The organism is Streptomyces sp. 5-10 (genome assembly GCF_014712245.1).
Classification (GTDB): domain Bacteria; phylum Actinomycetota; class Actinomycetes; order Streptomycetales; family Streptomycetaceae; genus Streptomyces; species Streptomyces violaceusniger.
This window is the reverse complement of the sequence record NZ_JACVYG010000037.1, coordinates 80,137-101,346: the sequence shown is the minus strand read 5'-3', so window position 1 is coordinate 101,346 and position 21,210 is coordinate 80,137. Positions and strand designations below refer to the sequence as shown.

The 21,210-nt window shown below is 71.4% G+C and carries 19 protein-coding genes; 11 read left to right on the top strand and 8 right to left on the bottom strand.

Annotated elements, in window-relative coordinates; translation table 11 throughout:
* Positions 1-3 precede the first annotated feature (3 nt).
* From IEJ02_RS32590 to IEJ02_RS32560, 7 genes are all read left to right on the top strand, one after another.
* Positions 4-453, top strand: coding sequence for a roadblock/LC7 domain-containing protein (locus IEJ02_RS32590; RefSeq protein ID WP_137981132.1), 450 nt, complete (start codon positions 4-6; stop codon positions 451-453).
* 16 nt (positions 454-469) lie between these two features.
* Positions 470-1,084, top strand: a complete 615-nt coding sequence (locus IEJ02_RS32585; RefSeq protein WP_191068108.1) for a DUF742 domain-containing protein — start codon at positions 470-472, stop codon at positions 1,082-1,084.
* A 336-nt stretch (positions 1,085-1,420) separates the two neighbouring features.
* A complete protein-coding gene (locus tag IEJ02_RS32580; RefSeq protein ID WP_191068107.1) occupies positions 1,421-2,764 on the top strand; it encodes an ABC transporter substrate-binding protein in 1,344 nt (447 codons plus the stop codon).
* Positions 2,765-2,774: 10 nt separating this feature from the next.
* Positions 2,775-3,725, top strand: coding sequence for a carbohydrate ABC transporter permease (locus tag IEJ02_RS32575; protein WP_137981135.1), 951 nt, complete (start codon positions 2,775-2,777; stop codon positions 3,723-3,725).
* On the top strand, positions 3,722-4,564 hold the full coding sequence (locus IEJ02_RS32570; RefSeq protein WP_191068106.1) for a carbohydrate ABC transporter permease: 843 nt from the start codon (positions 3,722-3,724) through the stop codon (positions 4,562-4,564). Before IEJ02_RS32575 ends, IEJ02_RS32570 begins: the two co-directional genes overlap by 4 nt.
* A 190-nt stretch (positions 4,565-4,754) precedes the next feature.
* Complete coding sequence (locus tag IEJ02_RS32565; RefSeq protein WP_191068105.1) at positions 4,755-5,711, top strand: carbohydrate kinase family protein; 957 nt, start codon at positions 4,755-4,757, stop codon at positions 5,709-5,711.
* Positions 5,708-7,018, top strand: coding sequence for an alpha-glucosidase/alpha-galactosidase (locus IEJ02_RS32560; RefSeq protein WP_191068104.1), 1,311 nt, complete (start codon positions 5,708-5,710; stop codon positions 7,016-7,018). Before IEJ02_RS32565 ends, IEJ02_RS32560 begins: the two co-directional genes overlap by 4 nt.
* A 72-nt stretch (positions 7,019-7,090) precedes the next feature.
* Here IEJ02_RS32560 and IEJ02_RS32555 read toward each other — a convergent pair whose 3' ends face one another.
* From IEJ02_RS32555 to IEJ02_RS32530, 6 genes are all read right to left on the bottom strand, one after another.
* On the bottom strand, positions 7,091-8,032 hold the full coding sequence (locus IEJ02_RS32555; protein ID WP_191068103.1) for a LysR family transcriptional regulator: 942 nt from the start codon (positions 8,030-8,032) through the stop codon (positions 7,091-7,093).
* A gap of 113 nt (positions 8,033-8,145) precedes the next feature.
* Positions 8,146-9,591, bottom strand: coding sequence for a family 43 glycosylhydrolase (locus tag IEJ02_RS32550; protein WP_191068102.1), 1,446 nt, complete (start codon positions 9,589-9,591; stop codon positions 8,146-8,148).
* 59 nt (positions 9,592-9,650) lie between these two features.
* Entirely contained in the window at positions 9,651-11,501 is a 1,851-nt protein-coding gene (locus IEJ02_RS32545) for a glycoside hydrolase family 76 protein (protein ID WP_191068101.1), read from the bottom strand.
* A 132-nt stretch (positions 11,502-11,633) separates the two neighbouring features.
* Complete coding sequence (locus tag IEJ02_RS32540; protein ID WP_191068128.1) at positions 11,634-13,928, bottom strand: AbfB domain-containing protein; 2,295 nt, start codon at positions 13,926-13,928, stop codon at positions 11,634-11,636.
* 254 nt (positions 13,929-14,182) lie between these two features.
* Positions 14,183-14,623, bottom strand: a complete 441-nt coding sequence (locus IEJ02_RS32535) for a hypothetical protein (protein WP_223864843.1) — start codon at positions 14,621-14,623, stop codon at positions 14,183-14,185.
* Positions 14,624-14,671: 48 nt separating this feature from the next.
* Positions 14,672-15,133 (bottom strand): ATP-binding protein, encoded by a 462-nt coding sequence (locus IEJ02_RS32530; protein WP_370467165.1) that lies wholly within the window; start codon positions 15,131-15,133, stop codon positions 14,672-14,674.
* A 243-nt stretch (positions 15,134-15,376) separates the two neighbouring features.
* Between IEJ02_RS32530 and IEJ02_RS32525 the strand changes: the two genes are divergently transcribed.
* The 3 genes from IEJ02_RS32525 (at position 15,377) to IEJ02_RS32515 (ending at position 17,408) form a co-directional block, all read left to right on the top strand.
* A complete protein-coding gene (locus IEJ02_RS32525; protein WP_191068099.1) occupies positions 15,377-16,252 on the top strand; it encodes a Sco1979 family transcriptional regulator in 876 nt (291 codons plus the stop codon).
* A gap of 25 nt (positions 16,253-16,277) precedes the next feature.
* A complete protein-coding gene (locus IEJ02_RS32520) occupies positions 16,278-16,490 on the top strand; it encodes a DUF397 domain-containing protein (protein WP_191068126.1) in 213 nt (70 codons plus the stop codon).
* Positions 16,491-16,592: 102 nt separating this feature from the next.
* Positions 16,593-17,408: an SAM-dependent methyltransferase gene (locus IEJ02_RS32515; RefSeq protein ID WP_191068098.1), complete on the top strand. Its 816-nt coding sequence runs from the start codon at positions 16,593-16,595 to the stop codon at positions 17,406-17,408.
* Positions 17,409-17,647: 239 nt separating this feature from the next.
* On the opposite strand, the gene IEJ02_RS32510 is transcribed toward IEJ02_RS32515, so the two are convergent.
* Both IEJ02_RS32510 and IEJ02_RS32505 read right to left on the bottom strand, forming a co-directional pair.
* Positions 17,648-18,340 carry a response regulator gene (locus IEJ02_RS32510; RefSeq protein WP_137981143.1) on the bottom strand — a complete coding sequence of 231 codons (693 nt, stop codon included), beginning with the start codon at positions 18,338-18,340 and terminating at the stop codon, positions 17,648-17,650.
* Positions 18,337-20,010, bottom strand: a complete 1,674-nt coding sequence (locus tag IEJ02_RS32505; protein WP_191068097.1) for a sensor histidine kinase — start codon at positions 20,008-20,010, stop codon at positions 18,337-18,339. Before IEJ02_RS32505 ends, IEJ02_RS32510 begins: the two co-directional genes overlap by 4 nt.
* A gap of 98 nt (positions 20,011-20,108) precedes the next feature.
* Here IEJ02_RS32505 and IEJ02_RS32500 point away from each other — a divergent pair, with 98 nt between their 5' ends.
* Positions 20,109-21,140, top strand: coding sequence for a Bug family tripartite tricarboxylate transporter substrate binding protein (locus tag IEJ02_RS32500; protein ID WP_223864842.1), 1,032 nt, complete (start codon positions 20,109-20,111; stop codon positions 21,138-21,140).
* Positions 21,141-21,210: the final 70 nt, after the last annotated feature.

Sequence of the window (21,210 nt, the reverse complement as noted above, 5' to 3'; positions counted from 1 at the left end):
CCCATGACCTCACCCCAGCTGCGGGAGGTGAGCCAGTTCGGATGGCTGGTCACCAACTTCACCGAGCGTGTGCCCAATGTGGCGCACGCCGTGGTGGTCTCGGCCGACGGGCTGTTGCTCACCGCGTCGGACGGGCTGGTGGCCGATCGGGCCGAGCAGGTCGCCACCATCGCCGCCGGGGCCATCAGCCTGATCCAGGGCGCCGCCCAGTGCATGGACACCGGTGATGTGCGGTCGTCCGTGATCCAGATGGAGCTCGGGAACATGCTCCTGATGTCGATCAAGGACGGCTCGTGCCTCGTGGTGCTGGCGGCGCCGGACTGCGAGATCGGTCAGGTGGCGTACGAGATGACGGTACTGGTCGACCAGGTCGGCGAGATGCTGACCCCGGAACTCCGCGCCGAGCTGCAGGAACTGAACCTGCGGGGCGTGAAGCGGACAGCAGCCCAATAGGCCGGACGGGGAGAAGATGAGCACCGGTGAAGGCCCTTCCGGGCAGGGACCTGGCAGAGAACAGGGGGCGGAGGACGAACAGACCTTCGCCGACGTGCTCAACGCCTTCAGCTTCGGCAAAGGGCGACGCGGGCGGAAGCAGCCCCGGTCCGACGGGGCGCCGGAGGGCGCCCGGTCCCGTCGCCGGGGTGGGGACGCCCGGCCCGAGGAGCCCCGGGAAACCTTCCCGCGGGGGGCGTCGGAGCCGGAGCGGTCGGAGATCTGGGGCCCGGAGCACGACGGGAGCCAGGGCCCGGCCTCGCTCGTGCGCGCCTACTCGTGGACGGGCGGCCGGACCAGGTCCCACCATCACTTCGAGGTCGAGACCCTGGTGACCACCACCGAGCTGGGCCACCGCTCGATGGACACCCTCCAGGCGGACCACCGCCCGGTGATCGCGCTGTGCCAGGAGCCACGGTCAGTGGCCGAGGTGGCGGCCATGCTCTCGGTGCCGCTGGGAGTGGCCAAGGTCCTGCTCGGCGACATGGCCGAGCACGGCCTGATCACCGTCCACCGGACGGCTTCCACGGAGGGCGACGTACCGGACGTCGCCCTGATGGAGCGCGTGCTGGTGGGGCTTCGGCGGATCTAGGGGTGCTGTCCGGGGTTGTGCCGGATCCAGCGCCTTCGCCGCGCGGGAACCGACAGGTGCCCGCGCGGCGATATGCCCGCGTCTGTACGGAATGCCCGACGAGAGGCATGCACTCGCTGATTGCTTGTGCGCGTTCACAGCCAACACTGAGCAGTTTCACGCTCTTGACGTGATTCGATCTGATCGGTTTTACTCCCTGGCACGCCGAAGTCCCATCCTCGGCGGCAGAGGTACGCCCAGCCGGTATGCGGCTCCGCCGCGAGTCCGGCCCGAGTCGCCAGGTCGCTGTCCGCGACCGAGGCGGGGCCGTGCCCTCGGATCATGGAGCTCTCAGCGATGAGCCTGAACCGTTCGCGTATCCCTCCTCCCGAGTGCGGCGGTCCGTCCCGGCGTGGGGTGCTGCGTGGCGGCGGGGCGATGGCGCTCACCGGCGCCATGGGTGCCGCCGTGGCGGGATGCGGGACGGGCCTGGGGGTGGATTCCCACGGAACCGTGCACATCGAGGTGTGGCACGGGCAGACCAGCACCGCCCTGCGGGCGGTCAAGCGGCTCGTGGCCGACTTCCACCGCAGCCACCCCAAGATACGGATCGACCTGAGCGGCGGCGTGCTGGCGGACGACATGCTGCAGAAGGTGATGGCCGGTCTGGTCGCCAAATCCCCGCCCGACGTCGCCTACATCTTCGGCTCCGACCTGGCCAGCGTCGCCAGAAGCCCCCAACTGGCGGATCTGACGACGGTCGTGGAATCCGGGCGGGTGCCGTGGAAGCAGTACTGGCCCGCCGCCCGGGAGGGCGTCACCGTCGACGGCGTGGTCCGTGCGGTGCCCGCGGTGCTGGACTCGCTCGCCGTGGTGTGCAACAAGACCCTCTTCCGCCGGGCCGGTCTTGAGCTGCCCGGCCCCGGCTGGACCTGGCGGGACTTCATCGAGACGGCCAGGAAGCTGACCGACCGCGGCCAGGGCACGTTCGGCACCGGCTGGCCCGCCGCGGGCGACGAGGACACGGTGTGGCGGATGTGGCCCATGATCTGGGATCTGGGCGGCGAGGTCATCGCCGAGGGCAAGCGCGAGATCGGGTTCGCCGGTGAACCCGGGGTCCGGTCCCTCGAGGTGCTCGCGGCACTCGCCAAGGACAGAAGCGTCTACGTCGATCCCAAACCCGGTGGCGAGCAGATGTACCAGGCGTTCGCCGCCGGCCGGCTGGGCATGGTCGCCACCGGCCCCTGGCAGCTGCCCGACATCCGCCAGGCGAGGATCGACTATCAGGTCGTCCCGCTGCCCGGCTTCAGCGGCCGGTCGGTGACCATCTCCGGCCCCGACACCTGGAGCGTGTTCGACAACGGCTCCGCGCGGCTGAAGGCCGCTCGTACGTTCGTCGGCTGGCTGATGGAGCCCGGGCCGGCGTATCTGTGGGACACCCAGGTGGGCAGCCTGCCGCAGAGCCGGCCGGCCGAGCGCCGTCCGCGGTGGCGGGCGTACGCGGCCGGGGTGCCCGGTCTGCCGGTCTTCACCGAGGTGCTGGAGACCGCCCGGGTGCGCCCCGTCGACCGGGCCTACCCCAAGATCTCCATGCCGTTCGGCGAGGCCATCACCGCCGTCCTGCTCGGCAAGAGCACACCGGCGAAGGCGCTGCGCCGGTGCGCCGACGAGGCCAACGCGGCCATCGCGAAGGTGCGTTGAGGAGCGTCCCATGTCCCGTCTGCCCACCCCCATCACCCGTCCGGCGCCCCGCACACCGGCCCGCCCCGCACGCCGCACGGGCCGCCGGGAGGCCGCGACCGCCTGGGCGTTCGTCCTCCCCTCCGTCCTGGTCATCCTGGGCCTGAGCGTCGTCCCCGTCCTGTGGTCCCTGCTGCTGTCGTTCCAGTACAGCGACCTGCTCACCCCGAGCGTCTGGGTGGGCTGGGACAACTACCGCCAGCTGGCCGACGATCCGCAGTTCGCCCAGGCCGTGCGCAACACCCTGGAGTACACGGCGCTGTACGTACCGCTGAGCATCGGTCTGGGGCTGGCGCTCGCGCTGGTCCTCAACCGCCGCATCCGGTTCGCCGGTCTGTACCGCACCCTGCTCTTCGTGCCGTTCGTGGTCTCGGCCGCCGCCCAGGGCGTGCTGTTCTCCTTCATCCTCGACCCGGAGTTCGGCGCGGCCAACTCGCTGCTGCACCGCCTCGGAGTCTCCCCGCAGGGGTTCCTGTCCGACCCGGCGCAGGCGCTGCTGGTCCTGGTGGGCATCTCGCTGTGGAGCGGCACCGGCTTCTGCGTCGTCATCTACCTCGCGGCCCTCCAGGACGTGCCCCGCGAACTCACCGAGGCCGCCACTCTGGACGGCGCGGAACGCCGTCATGTGCTGCGCCATGTCACCCTGCCCACCATCGCGCCGGTCAGCGTGTTCCTGCTGCTCTGGCAGACGATCAGCGCCCTCCAGGTCTTCGACCTGGTGTACGTGACGACGAAGGGCGGTCCGCTCGGATCCACCACCGTGATCGTCTACTTCGTCTGGGAGCAGGCGTTCCGCAACTTCACCGCCGGTTACGGCGCCGCGGCGGCCTACGTCCTCGGCGTCGCCCTGCTCGTTGCCGCCGCCGCGCTGCGGCTGGTCCGGCGCCGCGGCGACCGCCGTATCGAGGGAGCCACGTCATGACGGACCTGTCCACACGGCGGCGGCCGCGGCTGCCGTTCAGCCCGTGGCATCTGCTGCTCGCGCCACTGGCGCTGCTCTTCGCCGTACCGCTGATCTGGCTGGGGCTCAGCTCGGTGATGAGCGACGCGGAGATCAACCGCTTCCCGCCCGCGCTCTGGCCCTCCGGAATCCACCTGGACGGCTACCGCTTCGTGCTCGGCAACGCGATGTTCCCGCGCTGGTTCGCCAACTCCCTGATCGTCTCGGCCGTCGCGGTCGTGTCCAATCTGCTGCTGGGGACGCTGGGCGGATACGCCTTCGCCCGGATGCGGTTCGGCGGGTCCCGGGTGCTGCTGGTGCTGATGCTGGCCACCATGGCCATCCCGTTCCAGCTGACGATGATCCCGACCTTCCTGGTGATGCGGAAGCTGGGGCTCGTCGACACCCTCGGGGCGCTGATCGTGCCCTCGCTGGTGACGCCGTTCGCGGTGTTCCTGCTGCGGCAGTTCTTCCTCTCCCTGCCCAGGGAGCTGGAGGAGGCCGCCTGGATCGACGGGTGTTCGCGGTTGCGGGTGCTGTTCCAGATCGTCGTCCCGCTGTCCCGCCCGGCGCTGAGCACGGTCGCCGTCCTGACCTTCCTCACCACCTGGAACGACCTGTCGTGGCCGCTCATCGCGCTGAACCACGACGCCAACCACACCCTCCAGCTGGGCCTGACCACCTTCCGGGGACAGCACCACACCCAGTGGTCGGCCGTGATGGCGGGCAACGTCATCACCGTCCTGCCGGTGCTGCTCGCCTTCCTCGCCGCCCAGAAGACCTTCGTCCGGTCGATCACCTCAACCGGCCTCAAGGGCTGACCGGCACCGCCTAAGCGCTCCGCTGGAAGTGCCCTGACCTGTCGTCGATCGTCCGCGGCGCCGTCGTGGTTGGTCGCCCACGCGGCGGAGCCGCATATCGACACAGCCCCGCGCCCCTTCGGGGCGCACCCGAACCGCACCGGACTTCAATGAGGCGGCTCAGCCCCTCCCTCACCTGTCAGGAACCCGTATGCCACCCACCTTCGACCTGCTCGTCATCGGGGACGCCAACCCGGACGTCATCGTCGGACCGCTCGACGCCCCCCTCGCCTTCGGCCAGCGCGAACAGCTCGTCGACAGCGGTGCGCTCACCCTCGGCGGATCCGCCGCGATCACCGCCTGCGGCGCCGCCCGGCTGGGGCTGCGCGTGGCCTTCGCCGGACGCGTCGGGGACGACGGCGCCGGACACTACCTGCGCGACCGGCTCGCGGCCCACGGCGTCGACGTCCAAGGACTGCGCCTGGACAGCGGCCTGCCGACACCGCTCACGGTCATCGTGACCCGCGATGACGACCGGGCCATCCTCACCGCGCCGGGCACACTCGCCGCCACCTCGGGCCGCGACGTCCCCCCGCACCTGCTGACCTCGGCCCGGCACCTCCACGCCGCGTCCTTCTTCCTCATGCCGGGGCTCGCCGCCGATCTGCCGGACCTCTTCGACACCGCACGCGCGGCGGGCGCCACCACCTCGCTGGACACCAACGACGACCCCTCGGGCCGATGGGACCGTACGGCGCTGGCACCGGTCCTCGCCCGGACCGACATCCTCCTGCCCAACGCCGCCGAGGCACACCGGCTGGCGGGCACCGACGGCACGTCCGTCGCGGCCGCCGCCGGACTCCTCGCGCAGCAGGTCCCGCTGGTGGCCGTCAAGAACGGGGCGGACGGCGCCCTGTGCCACGACGGCCGGACCCTGCTCACCACCGCCGGGGTCCGTGTCACACCCCAGGACGCCGTCGGCGCGGGCGACAGCTTCAACGCGGGCTTCCTCGCCGGACGGCTGACGGGCCGGCCCATCGCCGAGGCGCTCGACCTCGCCGCCGCCTGCGGTGCGCTGTCCACCCGCGCCGCGGGCGGCACCACCGCCCAGCCCACCTTGGACGAAGCCCTCATCCACCTCACCGCCAACGGAGACATCCCGTCATGATCAACCCCAAGATCGTGCTGATCGGCGCGGGAAGCGTCGTCTTCACCCAGGGCCTGCTGGCGGATCTCTTCGCCTTCCCGGAGCTGAGGACCGCGCGGATCGCCCTGCACGACATCGACCCCGAACGCCTGGCCACCGCCGAGGCCGCCGCGCGGTACATCGCCGATCAGCGGGGCGCCGCCGCGCACATCACCGCACACGCCGACCGGCGCGAGGCGCTCGACGGCGCCGACTTCGTCATCAACCTCGTCCAGATCGGCATGGGGGAGGCCACCCGCGTCGACTTCGAGATCCCCGCCCGCCACGGTGTGCGGCAGACCATCGGCGACACCCTCGGCGTCGGCGGCATCTTCCGCGCCCTGCGCACCTTCCCGTTCCTCAAGGCGCTGGGCGAGGACATCGCCGCCGTATGCCCCGGGGCCTGGCTGCTCAACTACACCAACCCGATGGCCATGAACGTGCAGTACCTCACGGCGGCCACCGGGCTGACCCGGGTGGTCGGCCTGTGCCACTCGGTGTACTGGACCATCCACGACCTGTGCGACCTGTTGAAGGTCCCCTTCGCCGAGGTCACCTACCGCGCCGCCGGGGTCAACCACCAGGCGTGGGTGCTCCGGCTGGAGCACGACGGCACCGATCTCTACCCCCGGCTGGACGCGCTGATCGCCGAGAACGAGCAACTGCGGCGGCGGGTCCGCGTCGACATGTACCGGCGGCTCGGCTACTACCCGACCGAGACCAGCGAGCACTCCTCCGAGTACGTGCCCTGGTATCTGCACCACGCCGCCGAGGTCGAGCGGCTGCGGCTGCCCATCGGCGCGTACCTCGGCATCGTGGACGAGAACGTGGCCGCGTACGAACGGACCCGCGACGCCCTCGCGGCCGGCGCCCCCATCGACGTCGAGGGGACCATGGAGTACGCCCCGCAGATCATCCACTCGATGGTGACCGGCACCCCCAGGACCGTCTACGGCAATGTGCCCAACCACGGGCTCATCGAGAACCTTCCGGCCCACGGCGTGGTCGAAGTGCCGTGTCTGGTCGACCGGTCCGGTGTCCAGCCGACCCGTGCCGGTGCGCTGCCCCCACAGCTCGCCGCGCTCAACCGCACCTACCTCAGCATGAACGACCTCGTGGTGCGCGCCGCCCTGGAGGACGAGCCACGCCACATCCGGCACGCGGCCATGACCGACCCGGCGACCGCCGCGGCCCTGAGCGTCGAGCAGATCTGGGAGCTGTGCGACGAGATGGTGCGCGCACACGGCGAGCTGCTGCAACCGGCGCTGCGCGCGACCCTCGCCATCTGAGCCATCTGACAATACGAAGAATAGTGTGCCAAGCGGCTGACCGTAGAGGTACCGCCGGGCGCCTGGACGCGGTTACGCGGACCCGCGCGGGCGCCCGGTCGTGGGTCGGCCCTTCGCGGTGCCGTCGGTCGCCTCACGGAGCACGTCCCGCACCTGGCCGCGCAGCCATGCGTGCGCGGGGTCGCTGTCGTGCCGGTGGTGCCAGGTGAGGACCACCTGGGTCGGCGGCAGCTCCAGCGGGAGCCGCCGGGTGACGAGGCCGAGCCTGGCCGAGGCGGGTCGGCAGATCCGCTCGGCGACGACGGCCACGGCGTCCGAACGGGACACCACGTCCAGCGCCGCGGCGCTCGTCGGCAGGGACGCGATCACCCGCCGCCGCAGCCCGCGTTCGGCGAGGGAGTCGTCGATGGCGTCGTGCAGCCGGCCCCGGCGTGAGACGGCCACGAAGGTCATGCGGACGAGCTTGTCGACGCTGACCCTGCCCCTGGCGAGCGGATGCCCCCGCCGCAGCGCCAGGACCACCCGGTCGGTGCCGACCACCTCGGAGGAGAGCTCCGGGCGGCGCGGCTCGTTCGCGCCGATCTCCAGGTCGACCTGGCTCCGGGCGAGGTCGGGCTGGTCGGCGGCGGACTCGGCCAGCAGGCTCAGGTGGACGTTCGGGGCCGTGGCGCCGACCCTGGCGATCAGCGGGGCGGCGAGGGCGGCCAGCAGCGCGTCATGGCCCCGCACGGTGAAGTGCCGGTTCAGACCGGCCAGGTCGAGCCGGCGTACGGGAGTGAGCACGGCGGTGGCCCGCCGGACCAGGTCGCGGGTCTCCTCGCGCAGTTCGAGGGCGCGCGGGGTCGGGACCATGGTGCGGCCGACGCGCACCAGGATGTCATCGCCGGTCGCGCGACGGATCCGGGCCAGCGTCCGGCTCATCGCCGGTGGCGAGAGGTTCAGCCGGTCCGCCGCGGCGGTCACGCTGTTCTCCTCCAGCAGCGCGTCCAGCGCCACGAGCAAGTTGAGATCCACCTGCGCCACGGTAAGGCAAGCCCGTGCCGTATTGCGCCGGGCGTCATGTCCCAACCGGCCTCGCGGCGTGTGCGGCCCCCGCCGCCGGGCGGGGGCCGCGGGTGTGCCCGGTGTCAGCGGGTGTACACCTCGGCGCGGTCCACGCTCACGAACGAGGCGCCCGACTGGGCGTTGTGCTCGCCGGTCACCCGGATACGCAGGGTGTGCCGGCCGGAGGGCAGCCGGGGACTGAGGTACTGCAGGTTTTCCCCGGTGCGGATGGCGCCGTAGAAGTCCACGCGCTGTTCGGGGCCGCCGTCGATGCTGAGGGCGGCGATGCCGTTGCCGGTGTCGCGGACCGACAGCAGGGCGATCCGGGTGCCGGTGAAGGAGAACGTGGCGGTGTTGCCCGCCCGGTCGCTCCAGTGGTCGTCGCTCCAGAAGCACTGGGTGGCGCAGCCGGTCCCCGAGTTCCAGGTGCCCGTGTACGACACGCTTCCGTCGCCGCTGGACCGGCCGTCGTCATTGATCCAGTACGTGCCCGCCCCCGGGTCGCCGGACGGCAGGTCCTGGGTGGCGCCCATGGCGAGCGGGCGGCCCAGGTTCGGGCTGCCGTCGGCGTTCCAGGTGATCTTCTGCGCGCGGGTGGTGCGGTTGGTGTAGGTGTTCACCGAGGTGGTCTTGGCGTGGTAGACGATCCAGTCCTCGGTGCCGTCGGGCGAGCGGAAGAACGCGTGGTGGCCCGGGCCGTAGACGCCGTGGTCATCGGCGCGGGAGAACACCGGGCCGGAGCGCTGGGTCCAGTTGCCGGGCGCGAGCGGGTCGGCACCGGAGGGCAGGGACATCATCCAGACCTGGTAGTCCGGCTTGCCCGTGTCGCAGGTGGAGTACGTCATCCAGGTGCGGCCGTTGCGGTAGAGGAACTCGGGGCCCTCGCGCACCTCCGGGCAGCCACCGGCCGCGTTGATGGCGACCGCGTTGCCCGAGACGGTGTACGGGTTGGACATCGGGGCGATGTTGAGGCCGTTGTGCTGGTACTGGTTGATGCCGGAGTAGGCGAGGTAGAGGCGCCCGTTGTGCTCGAGGATGCCGGGGTCGATGGCGAAGTCGGCGGCGTGGTTGGGCGGCGTCAGACGGGACTTGAAGTGGTAGGGACCGGCCGGGTCGTCGCGGTCGGACTCCAGCACATAGAGCCGGTGGTGGTCGTCGACCCCGTCGTCGGCGGTGTAGTAGAGGTACCAGCGGTTGCCGAAGCGGTAGAACTCCGGCGCCCAGATGTGCTGGTTGCGGGAGCCGTCGGTGTCCGTCCACACGGTGATGGGGTCGGCGTCGAGCAGGGTGCCCAGGGAGGAGGAGCGCCACATCCGGATGCTGTCGCCCTGCGTGGTGGTCAGATAGTAGGTGCCGTTCCAGGTGGTCAGAAACGGGTCGGGACCGGTGTTGAGGGGGTTGCGGAAGGTGCCCGCGGCGGCGGTGTGCGGCGCCGCCGTGGCGGCGGGTGGTCCGGAGATCAGGCCCCACAGGATGGCGAACAGGGCGGTGAGCAGCGCCGCGCGGCGGCGGGCGGTGCGAGGGCTCATGGGCGCCTCCTTGCGTCGATGCGAGTACGGCTCGTGAGGGTTGGTCCGTGGCGGAGGCGTCACAGGCCGTCCGCGGCCGTCAGCGCGCCAAGGGCACTGGCCTGGGTGCGCCAGTCCACCTGGTTGGGGGTGGTGCCCGCCCAGCGCTGGCCGAGCCGGTTGAGGGGGTCGCGGTCGGTGGCCCAGATCGAGTCGGCCTGCCTCTTGATGTACGTCCGGTAGGTGGCGGATCCGGTGGCGTCCGCGAGGTCGGCGAAGTGGCGCATGAAGATGCCCTTGAACTGCTTCTGGTTGTCGTCGCAGGCGTTGCCGCCGGTGTCGCAGGACTCGGTCAGCACACCGTCGCGGGTCAGCGCCGCCGAGGTGGTCGCGGCGTCCGCCAGGCGCCGGGCGGTGTCCAGGTACTGGGCATTGCCGGTGGACCGCCACAGCTGGGTGAAGGCGCCGATGGCGAGGCCCTGGTTGTAGCTCCACACGGTCTGGGAGTTGTTGCGGCAGCCGGCGGTGAGCCCGTCGTTGACCAGGCCAGAGCCGTTGATCAGTCCGCTGTTGAGGTACCAGGTCGCGGCCGTGGCCGCCCGGCCGCCCCACACGGTGTCGCCGGAGATCCGCCGGTGCAGTGACGTGGTCAGCCACAGGTACAGCCCGTTGGTCACGGCGTTCTTGTAGGTGCGCTCCCGGTCCCACCACACACCGCCACCGCAGGTGCCGGTGTCCCAGTACTGGTGGACGTAGGTGGCGATGGTGACCGCCTCGTCCAGGTAGCGCCGCTCATGGGTGTGGTCGTACGCGGCCAGCCAGGCCACGCCCCACCAGGCCGCGTCGTCGATGGCGCGGCTGATGAAGTGGCCCTCCACCGCGTCGGAGCTGCGCGCACCTGGGGGGAAGGAGCCGCGGTTCTGCTCGAAGGTGCGGGCGATGACCCAGTCGTAGTCGTGCCGCCCGGTGCGCTCGGCGAAGTCGATGAGCGAGGTGACCGCGACCGCCGAGTTCCACCAACTGCTGCGCCACCAGCCCTCGTAGGTGTGGTACGACGCCATCAGCGCCTCCGCGGCGGCGCGCGCCCGGCTCGGCGCGGGTCTGACCCAGGCCGTGCAACTGCCCTCCTGGTGGCTCGCCTCACGGCCGCAGGCCCGGACCGCGCCGCCGAACATCAGCCCGCGCGGATCCCGGGTGGCGAACATGGCCGTCCGCGTCGAGGTCTTGCCCGACGGCACGCTCCTACGACCGAGGGAGGAGCCCTCGGGCCAGGTGGCGCCGGTGTCCCAGGAGCGGTCGAGCCAGATCTCGTCGCCCGAGCCACCGCTTTCGATGACGCCCCACGCCATCCCGTTCTTCTGGTCGACATGGAGGCTGATGGTGCGCCCGAAGAGGGTGGTGGCGGGCACCGGGCGGTCGTCGCCCGCGGCGGTGGCGGGGTCGGCGCCGTCGCAGTACGTGCCGTCGCACACCTTCGGGTAGACCCAGTCGGTGCAGGTGACACCGGCGGCGTCACCGCAGGCGCGGATCCAGCCGCGCCGGTGGCCCACCGGGTCGGTGAGGTTGTACATCAGGGTGCGGGTGCCGGTCCAGGTGCCCGGGATGCTGGCCTTGCCGAGCAGGCCCTCCCAGGTGGCGCCCCGGTCCCAGGACCGGTCGAGCCAGACCGCGTCGCCCGTCACACCGTTGTCGATGCTGGCCCAGGCCATCGAGTCGGGGTCGGAGACGTGCAACTTCAGGATCCGGCCGCCCAGGTTCACCTGCGGCACGGGAAAGGTGTCGCGCTGCGCCTTCGAGGGGTCGAGGGTGTCGCACGCCAGCGCGCAGACCGGGGTCGCGGCACGCGAGGGCGTGGGGAGGGCGACGAGACCGGCCAGGGCGATGGCCAGGGCCAGGAGTCCGTGGAGGACACGGTGGAGCCGCGCTGACATGACGTACCCGCCTTTCCGTGGGGGGCCGTGCGCTGAAGCGTGGGGGAGGAGAGAAGGGGCGGCCGCCCGCGTGGAGGCGGGGGCGGCCGCCGGAGGGTGCGGGCCCCGCCGGTCAGGGACCGCGGCGGTCGATCAGGGAGCCCAGGGCGACTCGATCGCCCAGGTGGTGTCCTCGGTGAAGCTGGCCGGATTGTCCCAGGCATGGGTGCCGCCGGACTGGGCCAGCCACAGCTCGGCGTTGATGTGCCGCAGATACTGCCCGGGGAAGTTGGCCGCCGACATCCGGATGCCACCGCTGCCCTGGGTCGGACACCAGGTGGCGTCCTCCTTGTACACGGTGGAGCCGTCGCCCGCCTCGCGCCGGACCCGGAAGTCGCGGTGGCGCAGATACTCGCCGGGGTAGTTGCGGGACTCGAAGGAGTAGCAGAGCCTGTTCGCGAGACCCTGCCTGACCGTCCAGGTGGCGTCCCGCTTCAGCAGGTCGGCGCTGGCGGAGTTCACCACCTCGGTGAAGCCCAGCCCGTCGTAGTGGCGGATGTAGCGGTCGGTGTAGCCGGGGGTGGTGACCCGGATCGACACGTTCTGCCCGACGGGCAGTTTCACGGTGGCGCCGGCCGACCGGGAGGCGGCGATGAGGGCCTGGTTGGCGGCCCGCACCCGGGCCTGGTCGACCTTGACCACCTGGCGGTCGTAGGACATCAGCCCGTTGGCCTCGTTCTCCACATCCGTGATCTGGGTGTAGACGGAGGCCGACAGGCCGCCCGCGGGCATGGCGTTCTCCCGGATCCCGTCGAGCAGCCCGACGAGCCGGTTGTTGAGCGCGGCTGTGGTCGGCTGGTCCTCGTAGCTGAACCCGCCGCCCGGATACCACTCATGGCCGGACACGCGGTAGCCGAGGCCGCCGTACTCCCCGAGCACCGAGGCGCGCACCGACTCCGCCGGGGTGTTGCCGGGCCCGACGTAGTTGTGGTTGTCGATGACGTCGCCGTTGCCGCCGTCCTTGGCGGCGCAGCAGTTGACGCCGCTCATGTTGTCGACGAGGCGGGAGGGGTCGTACGCCTTGACCATATCGGCGATGCGGGCCTGGTCGTACTGGCCCCAGCCCTCGTTCTGGTCCACCCACTGGATGAGCGCGGGCGAGCTGCGGTGCTGGTCGATGATGGCGCGGTACTCGCTCTCCCACTGGGTGCGGGCCGCGGTGTCCGGGGTCTTGCCGCTGTCCATCGAGGGCATGTCCTGCCACACCAGCAGCCCGAGCCGGTCCGCCCAGTAGAACCACCGCTGCGGCTCGACCTTGATGTGCTTGCGGACCATGTTGAAGCCCAGGTCCTTGTGTTTCTGCAGGTCGTACTTGAGGGCGTCGTCGGTGGGCGCGGTGTAGATGCCGTCCGGCCAGTATCCCTGGTCCAGGGTGCCGGTCTGGAAGACGAACCGGCCGTTGAGCACCGGCCGCCGGACCCCGCCCACGTCCTTCACCGCGATCGACCGCATGCCGGTGTAGCTGCCGACCTTGTCGGCTCCGGCGCCGCCGGTCAGCTCGGCCGTGACGTCGTACAGGAACGGGTCCTCCGGGGTCCACAGGTGGGCGTTCGGCACCGGCACGGAGAGCTCGCCGCCCACGGTGCCGGTGGCGCTGCCGACCGTCGTACCGCCGCTGGAGACGGTGACCTTGACGCCCGCGCCGTCGGCTCCTCCGGCGCCGCGCACCGTGACCCGCAGGGTGTTGTCCTCCAGGCGGGGGACCATGTCCAGGCGGGTGATGTGCGCGGGGGCGGTGGGCTCCAGCCAGACGGTCTGCCAGATCCCCGACGAGGCGGTGTAGACGATGCTCCTGCCGGGGTGCGGGGTGACGTCCTGCACGCGCTGCTTGCCGATGGCCTGACCGCCGGTCTCCGTGGGGTCGTACACGGAGATGACGATCGTGTTGGTGCCGCCGTTCAGCAGGGGCGTGATGTCGTAACGGAAGCCGTCGTAGCCGCCGCGGTGGGCGGCTCCGGCCTGCTTGCCGTTGACCCAGACCGTGGTCTCCCAGTCGGAGGCGCCGAAGTTGAGCTGGACGCGGCGGCCGTTCCAGCCGGAGGGCACCGTGAAGGTGCGCTTGTACCAGAGCTTGTCATTCTGGGTGATCTTGCGCTGGACGCCGGAGAGCGCGGACTCGGGCGCGAACGGCACCCGGATCCGCTCGCCGAACGTGGCCGGCTGTGCGGCGTCGCGGGAGGTGACCGCGAAGTCCCACATGCCGTTCAGGGAGGACCAGTCTGGCCGGGTCAGCTGGGGGCGCGGATACTCCGGCAGGGGGTTGTCGACCGGGACCTGGTTCGTCCACGGGGTCGTCATCGGGGAGGGCTTGGGGTCCCAGGCCGGGGCGGCGTGGGAGGGGCCGGCGCCGGAGACGAGCAGACCGGTGGCGGCCAGTGCGGGGACCACGGCGGCGGCCACGCGCCGCCGCCAGGTCCGTCTTGGACGGAGGAGGGACGGGAAGCGATGGAACAAGTGTCTCAGCACGCTGCTGCTCCATGGTCCGGTTGGCGCCGCCGCCCGGAGAGCGGCGGAACTCTTCCACAGGGAACACTTGCTGCACGCATTACCAGAGCACTCGCAGCCAGTGTTTGTCCATACCTTGGGACAACGTTGTCGGCCAGGCATGACCTCGTACGGAGCGGCAGCGCCCGGGAGGGGTCCTAGAACGCCGGGGGTGGCCCGGAAGCCTCCCCCGGTGACCAGCGGGGCTGGATGCCCGCGATATGACAGGTCATGAAGTACAGCGGAATCGGTGGTGTGTACGGCGAGTCGTCCTGGGGGTGATGGATCAGGCGGGGGAGGCGGGAATGCCCGGAGTGTTCGCCGCCCAGGTCGGTCACCCGCGCCCCGACCGCATAGCTGGTGAACGGCGGCCAGGCGACGTCGATGTTCGACCCCGACGGCACGATCCACCACCACCGCTGGTCGTCGGCGAAGACACAGCCGATGCGGGGCAGACACTTCATGACCCGCCTGCCGATGTCCGCGGGCATCCCGACCGCGTCGTATCCCAGCCTGGCGCGCAGTCCGTCGGGGAGGCGCAGGCGTCCGCGGCGGCCTCGCCAGAGGCGCAGCGCGCCGAGTGATGGGGCCTCAGACATCTCACGCGCCTCGGGCGCCTTGCGGACAACAAACTGTCGGTCCATGAGTCAGTGACGCTCTTCCGCGCGCGACGGCAGCTCGGCCCATACGATCCGCCCCGCCCCGTGCGGGGCATCCGTGACGCCCCACGCGCTGCTCACCGCGCCGACCAGCAGAAGCCCTCGTCCGCAGTGCTCATCGGGGTCCGGGGTGCGGGGCGCGGGAAGGGTGTGGGCCCGGATCTCGTCCTCGACCTCGAGGCGCAGCAGTTCCGCGCGGAGGCTCAGCCTGCACTCCAGGTGATCGCTGACCGTATGCGTGATCACGTTGGTGACCAGCTCGGAGACCACGAGGAGCGCGTCGTCGCACACCGCGGCGCTCACGCCCCAGGCGCCCAGCCGCTCGCGCACGGCCGCGCGGACCGTGCTCACCGAGGAGGCGGTGGCCGGAAGCCTCAGGGCACATCCCGGGTGGGTGTCCTGCTCCCGGGACGTCCGAAGGGGAGTCAGGGGAAGGGCGAGGGGAGCCACGAGCGGCCGCCTTTCGTCTGCCTGCGCATCATGACCGTGCCGTTCCCGCACTGCGCAGTGCCTACGGACGTACCCACGCAAGCGTTCCCACCGTGATCGGACGGTGTGACCACTGTGGCAGGTGCAACGAACGACTTGCAAGCGGTAAGTTGAAAATTGCAAGTTGCCATCGGGGGGATGCCGTTCGCGCGGCCGGCGACCGTGACAGACTGCAGCCGTAGCCCGGTGTGGGGAGGTAGAGCGTTGGCGGCGGAAACCGCATGGGGCGGTGCCCCCTCTGTTCTCCGCATGATCCTCGGCAGGCAGCTGGAGGAGCTGCGGACGCGCGCCGGCCTGACCTACGACCAGGCGGGCGCGGCGATCGGCGTCAGCCACTCCACGATCCGCAGGATGGAAGCCGCCAAGGTGGCCCGGCTCAGGCTCGCGGACGTGGAGAAGCTGCTCCAGACGTACGGCGTCACCGACCGGCATGAGCTCGACACCTTCCTGAAGTCGGTCCGCGAGGCCAACAAGCGCGGCTGGTGGCACACCTACCGCGATGTGATGCCGGACTGGTTCGCCGCGTATCTGAACCTGGAGCAGGCGGCGCTTCAGATCCGCGCCTACGAGGCGCAGTTCGTCCACGGGCTGCTGCAGACCGAGGACTACGCCCGTGCGCTGCTCAGCGCCGGAAACCCGCACGCTCCCTCGGAGGCCACCGAGCGCAGGGTCGCCCTGCGCATGCAGCGCCAGGAACTGCTGTCCCGGGAATCCCCTCCCCGGCTGTGGGTCGTGATGGACGAGACGGTGCTGAGGTGGCCGGTCGGTGGCCCGGCCGTGATGCGCGCCCAGATCGACCATCTGATCGAGGTCAGCGCCCTTCCCCAGGTGACCGTGCAGATCATGCCGTTCGGGAGCGGCCCGCATCCGGCCATGCGGGCCGGTGCGTTCCATGTCTTCCGGTTCAGGGCTCCGGAGTTGCCCGACATCGTCTACCTCAGCGGCCTGGTCGGCGCGGTGTACCTGGACAAGGAGGAAGACGTGGTGGTGTACCGCGAGGTCCTGGACCGGTTGGGCGCCCAGTCGGTGCCCGCCAGGAAAACCGAGGCTGTCCTCGGCGCAATTCGCAAGGAGCTCTGAAGTGCACCACCACATACGCGGCGGCATGCCCCGCCATGACCTCGGCACCCTGGGCTGGTCCAAGCCGTGGAGCGACGACGCCGGCGGCGCCTGCGTCGAGGCCAAGAAGCTGCGCGACGGGCGGGTGGCGCTGCGTCAGTCGACCGACCCCGACGGCCCCGCACTGGTTTTCACCACGAACGAGATGACCCGGTTCCTGGCGGGTGTGAAGGCCGGCGACGCCGACTTCCTCTGCTAGCCGCCACGGCACCGCATCCTTCCCGGTCGCGCGGGCCCGTCCCGGCCCGCGCGACCGGGGCCACACCAACAGCGAACTGACGATCCACTGGGAGGGGACGCCTTGAGCGACAACGGATGGTCGGCCGACCGCATCGACACCGAGAGCGCGCATTCGGCCCGTATCTACGACTACATCCTCGGCGGTAAGGACTACTACCCGGCCGACAAGGAAGCGGGCATCGCCATGTCCCGCGAGTGGCCCGCCCTGCCGATCCACATGCGGGCCAACCGCGACTTCATGAACCGGGCCGTGCGCTACCTGGCCGAGGAGGCGGGCATCCGGCAGTTCCTCGACATCGGCACCGGCATCCCGACCTCGCCCAACCTCCATGAGATCGCCCAGGCGGTGGCCCCGGACTCCCGGGTCGTCTACGTGGACAACGACCCCATCGTCCTCACGCTCTCCCAGGGCCTGCTCGCCAGCACGCCCGAGGGCAGGACCGCCTATGTCGAAGCGGACATGTGCGAGCCCGCCACCATCCTGGCGGCCCCCGAACTCCGCGAGACCCTCGACCTGACCCGGCCGGTCGCCCTGACGGTGATCGCCATCGTGCACTTCGTCCTGGACAAGGACGACGCCTACGGGATCGTCAACCGCCTCCTGGAGCCGCTGCCCTCCGGCAGCTACCTGGCGATGTCCATCGGCACCGCCGACTTCGCGCCGAACGAGGTGGCCCGGGTCGCCCGTGAGTACGCGGCCCGCGACATGCCCATGCGGCTGCGCACCGAGGCCGAGGCCGAGCGCTTCTTCGACGGCCTCGAGCTGGTCGAGCCCGGCCTCACCCAGGTCCACAAGTGGCGCCCGGACGCCACCGCCACCGAGGACATCAAGGACGAGGACATCGCGATGTACGGAGCGGTGGCCCGCAAGCCCTGAGGTCGTTGACTGAGGTCATCGACCGGTGAGCCCGACGCCGTGTCCGGGCCCACCGGCCGACTGCCCCTCGGCTCAGCGGGAGGGGTACGGTTCCCTCGGCTCAGCGCGAGGAATGCCGTTCGCGATCGGCCGCTCGCCGCGGCTGACCGGCGGGACTCTCACAAGGCTCGTTCAGCCGTCTCAGCCAGTGGCCGCCCTCCCGGCCCGGTACGGGCCAACGAGCGTGGCCCTCCGGGGTTTTACGCCCGCCAGCTGTAGCGGCGCTCCGGGCGGCCGGCGGTGCCGTAGCGCAGGGAGACGTCGGCGTGGCCGGTGGCGTGGAAGTACTCCAGATAGCGGCGGGCGCTGACCCGGGAGATGCCGATGGCGGTGGCCGCCTCGGCGGCGGAGACGGTGCCGTCCGCCTCGCGGAGGGCGCGCTCGACGAGCTGGGCGGTCTCCACGCTCAGCCCCTTCGGGAGGGCGCCGCCCGCCGGGGGTGCGAACGCCCCGGCCAGGACGCGGTCCACGTCCGCCTGGCCACGGACGACCGTGGTGAGCAGCCGCCCGCGCTGGGTCGCATAGCGTTCCAGGCGGGGCTGGAGATCCTCGTAGTCGAAGGGTTTGAGGAGGTAGTCGACCACCCCCTGGCGGACGGCGCCGCGCACCGCGTCGGCCTCCCGGGCCGCGGTGATCACCATGACGTCGCAGTCGTGCCCGGCGGTGCGCAGCCGGGGGATGACGTCCAGGCCGAAGAGGTCCGGCAGATAGAGGTCGAGCAGGACCAGGTCGGGCCGGAGCGCGTCGACCGCCTCGATCGCCTGCTCGCCGGTGTGGGCGGTGCCGACGACGCGGAACGGCGCCACCCGCTCCACGAAGGTGCGGTGGACGCGCGCCACCATGAAGTCGTCGTCCACGACGAGCACATCGATCGTGCCGGCCGACTCGGTCATCGGGTCGCTCCTTCCGCCACCGCGTCGGCGGGGTGGCTGACGGACATGCGGGCGCTGAACATCGCGCCCTGGCTGGTGTTGGTCACCGCGATCTCGCCGCCGCGGCGCTCGCAGACGAGCCGGGTGAGCGCGAGTCCGATGCCGCGCTCACCCTCCCGGGCGGCCTTGGTGGTGAAGCCGTGGGCGAAGACCTCCTGGGCGAGTCCGGGGGCGACGCCGGGGCCGGAGTCGCGTACCACGATCTCCACACTGGTGTGGTCCTGGCGCAGCTCGACCTCAACCCACGGCTCGTCGCCGCCCCCGCCGCCGTCCTTGTTCTCACCGCCGTGCTCGGACGTGGCGGCGTCGATGGCGTTGTCGACCAGGTTGCCGACGACGGTCGCCACATCGGCGGCGTCCTCGGGGGTCAGCCGGTCCAGCGCGGTGCGGTCCGACAGGCGCAGGGCCACCTTCCGCTCGGCGGCCTGGGACGCCTTCGCCATCAGCAGCGCGGCGATGGCGGTGTCCCGGACCCGGCGGCCGATGGACATGTCGAGCGACTGGCGGCGCTGGTTCAGCGCCCGGATGTAGCGCACCACCTCCTCCTGCTCGCCGATCTGGATCAGCCCGGAGATGGTGTGCAGCTGGTTGGCGAACTCATGGGTCTGCGCGCGCAGCAGTTCGGAGGTGGAGCGGAAGGAGCCGATCTCGCGCTCCAGCCTCGCCAGCTCGGTGCGGTCCCGCAGGGTGGTGACGGAGCCGAGCGGCCGTCCATCCTTGACCACGGTCATGCGGTTCATGACCAGGACCCGGCCGTGCCGGACCACGACCTCGTCCTTCGGGTCCGCCGATTCCTTCCGCGCCCCGGCCAGGACGTCCAGCAGCCGCCCCTCGATGCCCAGCTCGGCCAGGTTCCGGCCGACACAGTCCTCGGGCAGGTCCAGCAGCCGCCTGCCCATGTCGTTGACGAGGGTCACGCGCTGCTGTGGATCGAGGGCGACGACGCCCTCGGCGATGCCGTACAGCATCGCCTCGCGGTGCTCGGCCAGCCCGGTGATCTCACGCGGCTCCAGACCCAGCGTCTGCCGTTTGACCCGCCGGGCGAGCAGCCAGGAGCCGACGACGCCGAGCGCGCTGGCCACACCGAGGTAGACGGGCAGATACGAGGACGCTCCGCTCAGCCGCTGCCACACGGTGGGAGACGCCTCGCCGATCATGACGGTGCCCAGATGCCGTCCCAGGTCGTCCCCCGTCGCGCCGAGCACCGGCACCTGTGCCACCAGCTCCCGGCTGCCGTCCCAGTCCAGCGTGCCCGACCAGCCACGGCCCGCGCCGACCCCCTCGCCCAGCGGCAGCCGGTCGCCCAGCACGGTGGGGTTCGTCGAGCTCACGACGCGCCCGCGGCGGTCGGCCACCGTGACGGACGTCACCCGCGACTGCACCCGCGCCGAGTACACCAGCGGGGCCAGCGCCTCCGCCGGCGAGGGCCCCACCAGCCGGCTGCGTACCAGCGGCTGGGCGGCCAGCTGCTCGGCGAGCGCACCGACCCGGCGGCCCTCCACCCGGTTGAAGGTGGCCTCCGTCTGCGCGAGCGAGACCGCCGCCACCGCCATCAGCACCACCACGACGATGGCGAGCTGGAGGAGCAGCATCTCGCCCGCGAGCGTTTGGCGACGGAACGCGGCGACCACAATGAACTCAATCTCTCCTGCTGACACAACCTGGGCGCATTGTCCACCAGGCCGCACAATCATGGCGTCCGCCGTATGGGAAGCGAAAGGGAGGTGCCATGAGACGCCGCACCGGCACCACCGGCACCCGTACCCGTACCCGCGTCCTGTCCGGCGCCCTGGCCGCCATGCTGTCCCTGCTCGTCGGCGCGTGCGGCACCTGGCCGGGCGCCGGGGCCACCGGGGCCGGGGACACCGGGGCCGACGGGCTGCGGATCCTGGTGCCGAACACACCCGGAGGCGGCTACGACACCACGGCCCGGACCGTGGCCCGGGTGCTGGAGGAGACCGGGACCACCTCGGACATGGAGGTGTTCAACCTGCCCGGGGCCGGTGGCACGGTCGGTCTCCAGCGCACCGTGGACGAACGGGGCAACGGACGGCTCGCCCTCCAGATGGGCCTCGGCGTGCTGGGCGCCTCCCATGTCGCCCACGCGAAAGTGACCGTGGCGCGGACCACCCCGATCGCCCGCCTGATCGAGGAGCCCGAGGCGGTGGTGGTCCGCGAGGACTCGCCGTACCGCACCATCGCGGACCTGGTCGCCGGGTGGCGGACCCACCCGGGAGACGTCACGGTTGGTGGCGGCTCGTCGCTGGGTGGCCCGGACCACCTGCTGCCCATGGCGCTGGCCCGCACCGTCGGCATCCAGCCGAAGGCGGTGCGCTACGACGCGTACGACGGCGGTGGCGGCGACCTCCTCCCCGCGCTGCTGGACGGCCGGGTCGACTTCGCCACCAGCGGCATCGGCGAGTTCCTCGACCAGATCGCGGCCGGGCAGCTCAGGGTGCTCGCGGTCACCAGCGACCGGCCCGTGGCCGCGCTGCCCGGGGTGCCGACACTGAAGGCCGCCGGGATCGACCTGGTCTTCGACAACTGGCGGGGGATCGTCGCACCGCCCGGCATCAGTTCGGCGGACCGCGAGCGCTGGATCGAGGTGCTGACCGCGCTGCACACCTCCCGGCAGTGGAAGGCCGAGCTCACCCGCCACGGCTGGACCGACGCGTTCACCACCGGTGGCGCCTTCGCCACGTATCTGGCGCGGCAGGACAAGACCGTGGCGGAGCTGGTCGGACACCTGGGGCTGGACTGACCGAACACTCCGCGGGGGCGGCCGCCGCACGGCCTCGCCGCTCCCGCCGCTCCTGCCGCGCTCGTCGCCG

Bases quoted from the DNA above. Each gene is read 5' to 3' on its own strand.
- IEJ02_RS32590 (WP_137981132.1), top strand. From the start codon at position 4: ATGACCTCACCCCAGCTGCGGGAGGTGAGCCAGTTCGGATGGCTGGTC.
- IEJ02_RS32585 (WP_191068108.1), top strand. From the start codon at position 470: ATGAGCACCGGTGAAGGCCCTTCCGGGCAGGGACCTGGCAGAGAACAG.
- IEJ02_RS32580 (WP_191068107.1), top strand. From the start codon at position 1,421: ATGAGCCTGAACCGTTCGCGTATCCCTCCTCCCGAGTGCGGCGGTCCG.
- IEJ02_RS32575 (WP_137981135.1), top strand. From the start codon at position 2,775: ATGTCCCGTCTGCCCACCCCCATCACCCGTCCGGCGCCCCGCACACCG.
- IEJ02_RS32570 (WP_191068106.1), top strand. From the start codon at position 3,722: ATGACGGACCTGTCCACACGGCGGCGGCCGCGGCTGCCGTTCAGCCCG.
- IEJ02_RS32565 (WP_191068105.1), top strand. From the start codon at position 4,755: ATGCCACCCACCTTCGACCTGCTCGTCATCGGGGACGCCAACCCGGAC.
- IEJ02_RS32560 (WP_191068104.1), top strand. From the start codon at position 5,708: ATGATCAACCCCAAGATCGTGCTGATCGGCGCGGGAAGCGTCGTCTTC.
- IEJ02_RS32550 (WP_191068102.1), bottom strand. From the start codon at position 9,591: ATGAGCCCTCGCACCGCCCGCCGCCGCGCGGCGCTGCTCACCGCCCTG.
- IEJ02_RS32545 (WP_191068101.1), bottom strand. From the start codon at position 11,501: ATGTCAGCGCGGCTCCACCGTGTCCTCCACGGACTCCTGGCCCTGGCC.
- IEJ02_RS32535 (WP_223864843.1), bottom strand. From the start codon at position 14,623: ATGTCTGAGGCCCCATCACTCGGCGCGCTGCGCCTCTGGCGAGGCCGC.
- IEJ02_RS32520 (WP_191068126.1), top strand. From the start codon at position 16,278: ATGCCCCGCCATGACCTCGGCACCCTGGGCTGGTCCAAGCCGTGGAGC.
- IEJ02_RS32510 (WP_137981143.1), bottom strand. From the start codon at position 18,340: ATGACCGAGTCGGCCGGCACGATCGATGTGCTCGTCGTGGACGACGAC.
- IEJ02_RS32500 (WP_223864842.1), top strand. From the start codon at position 20,109: ATGAGACGCCGCACCGGCACCACCGGCACCCGTACCCGTACCCGCGTC.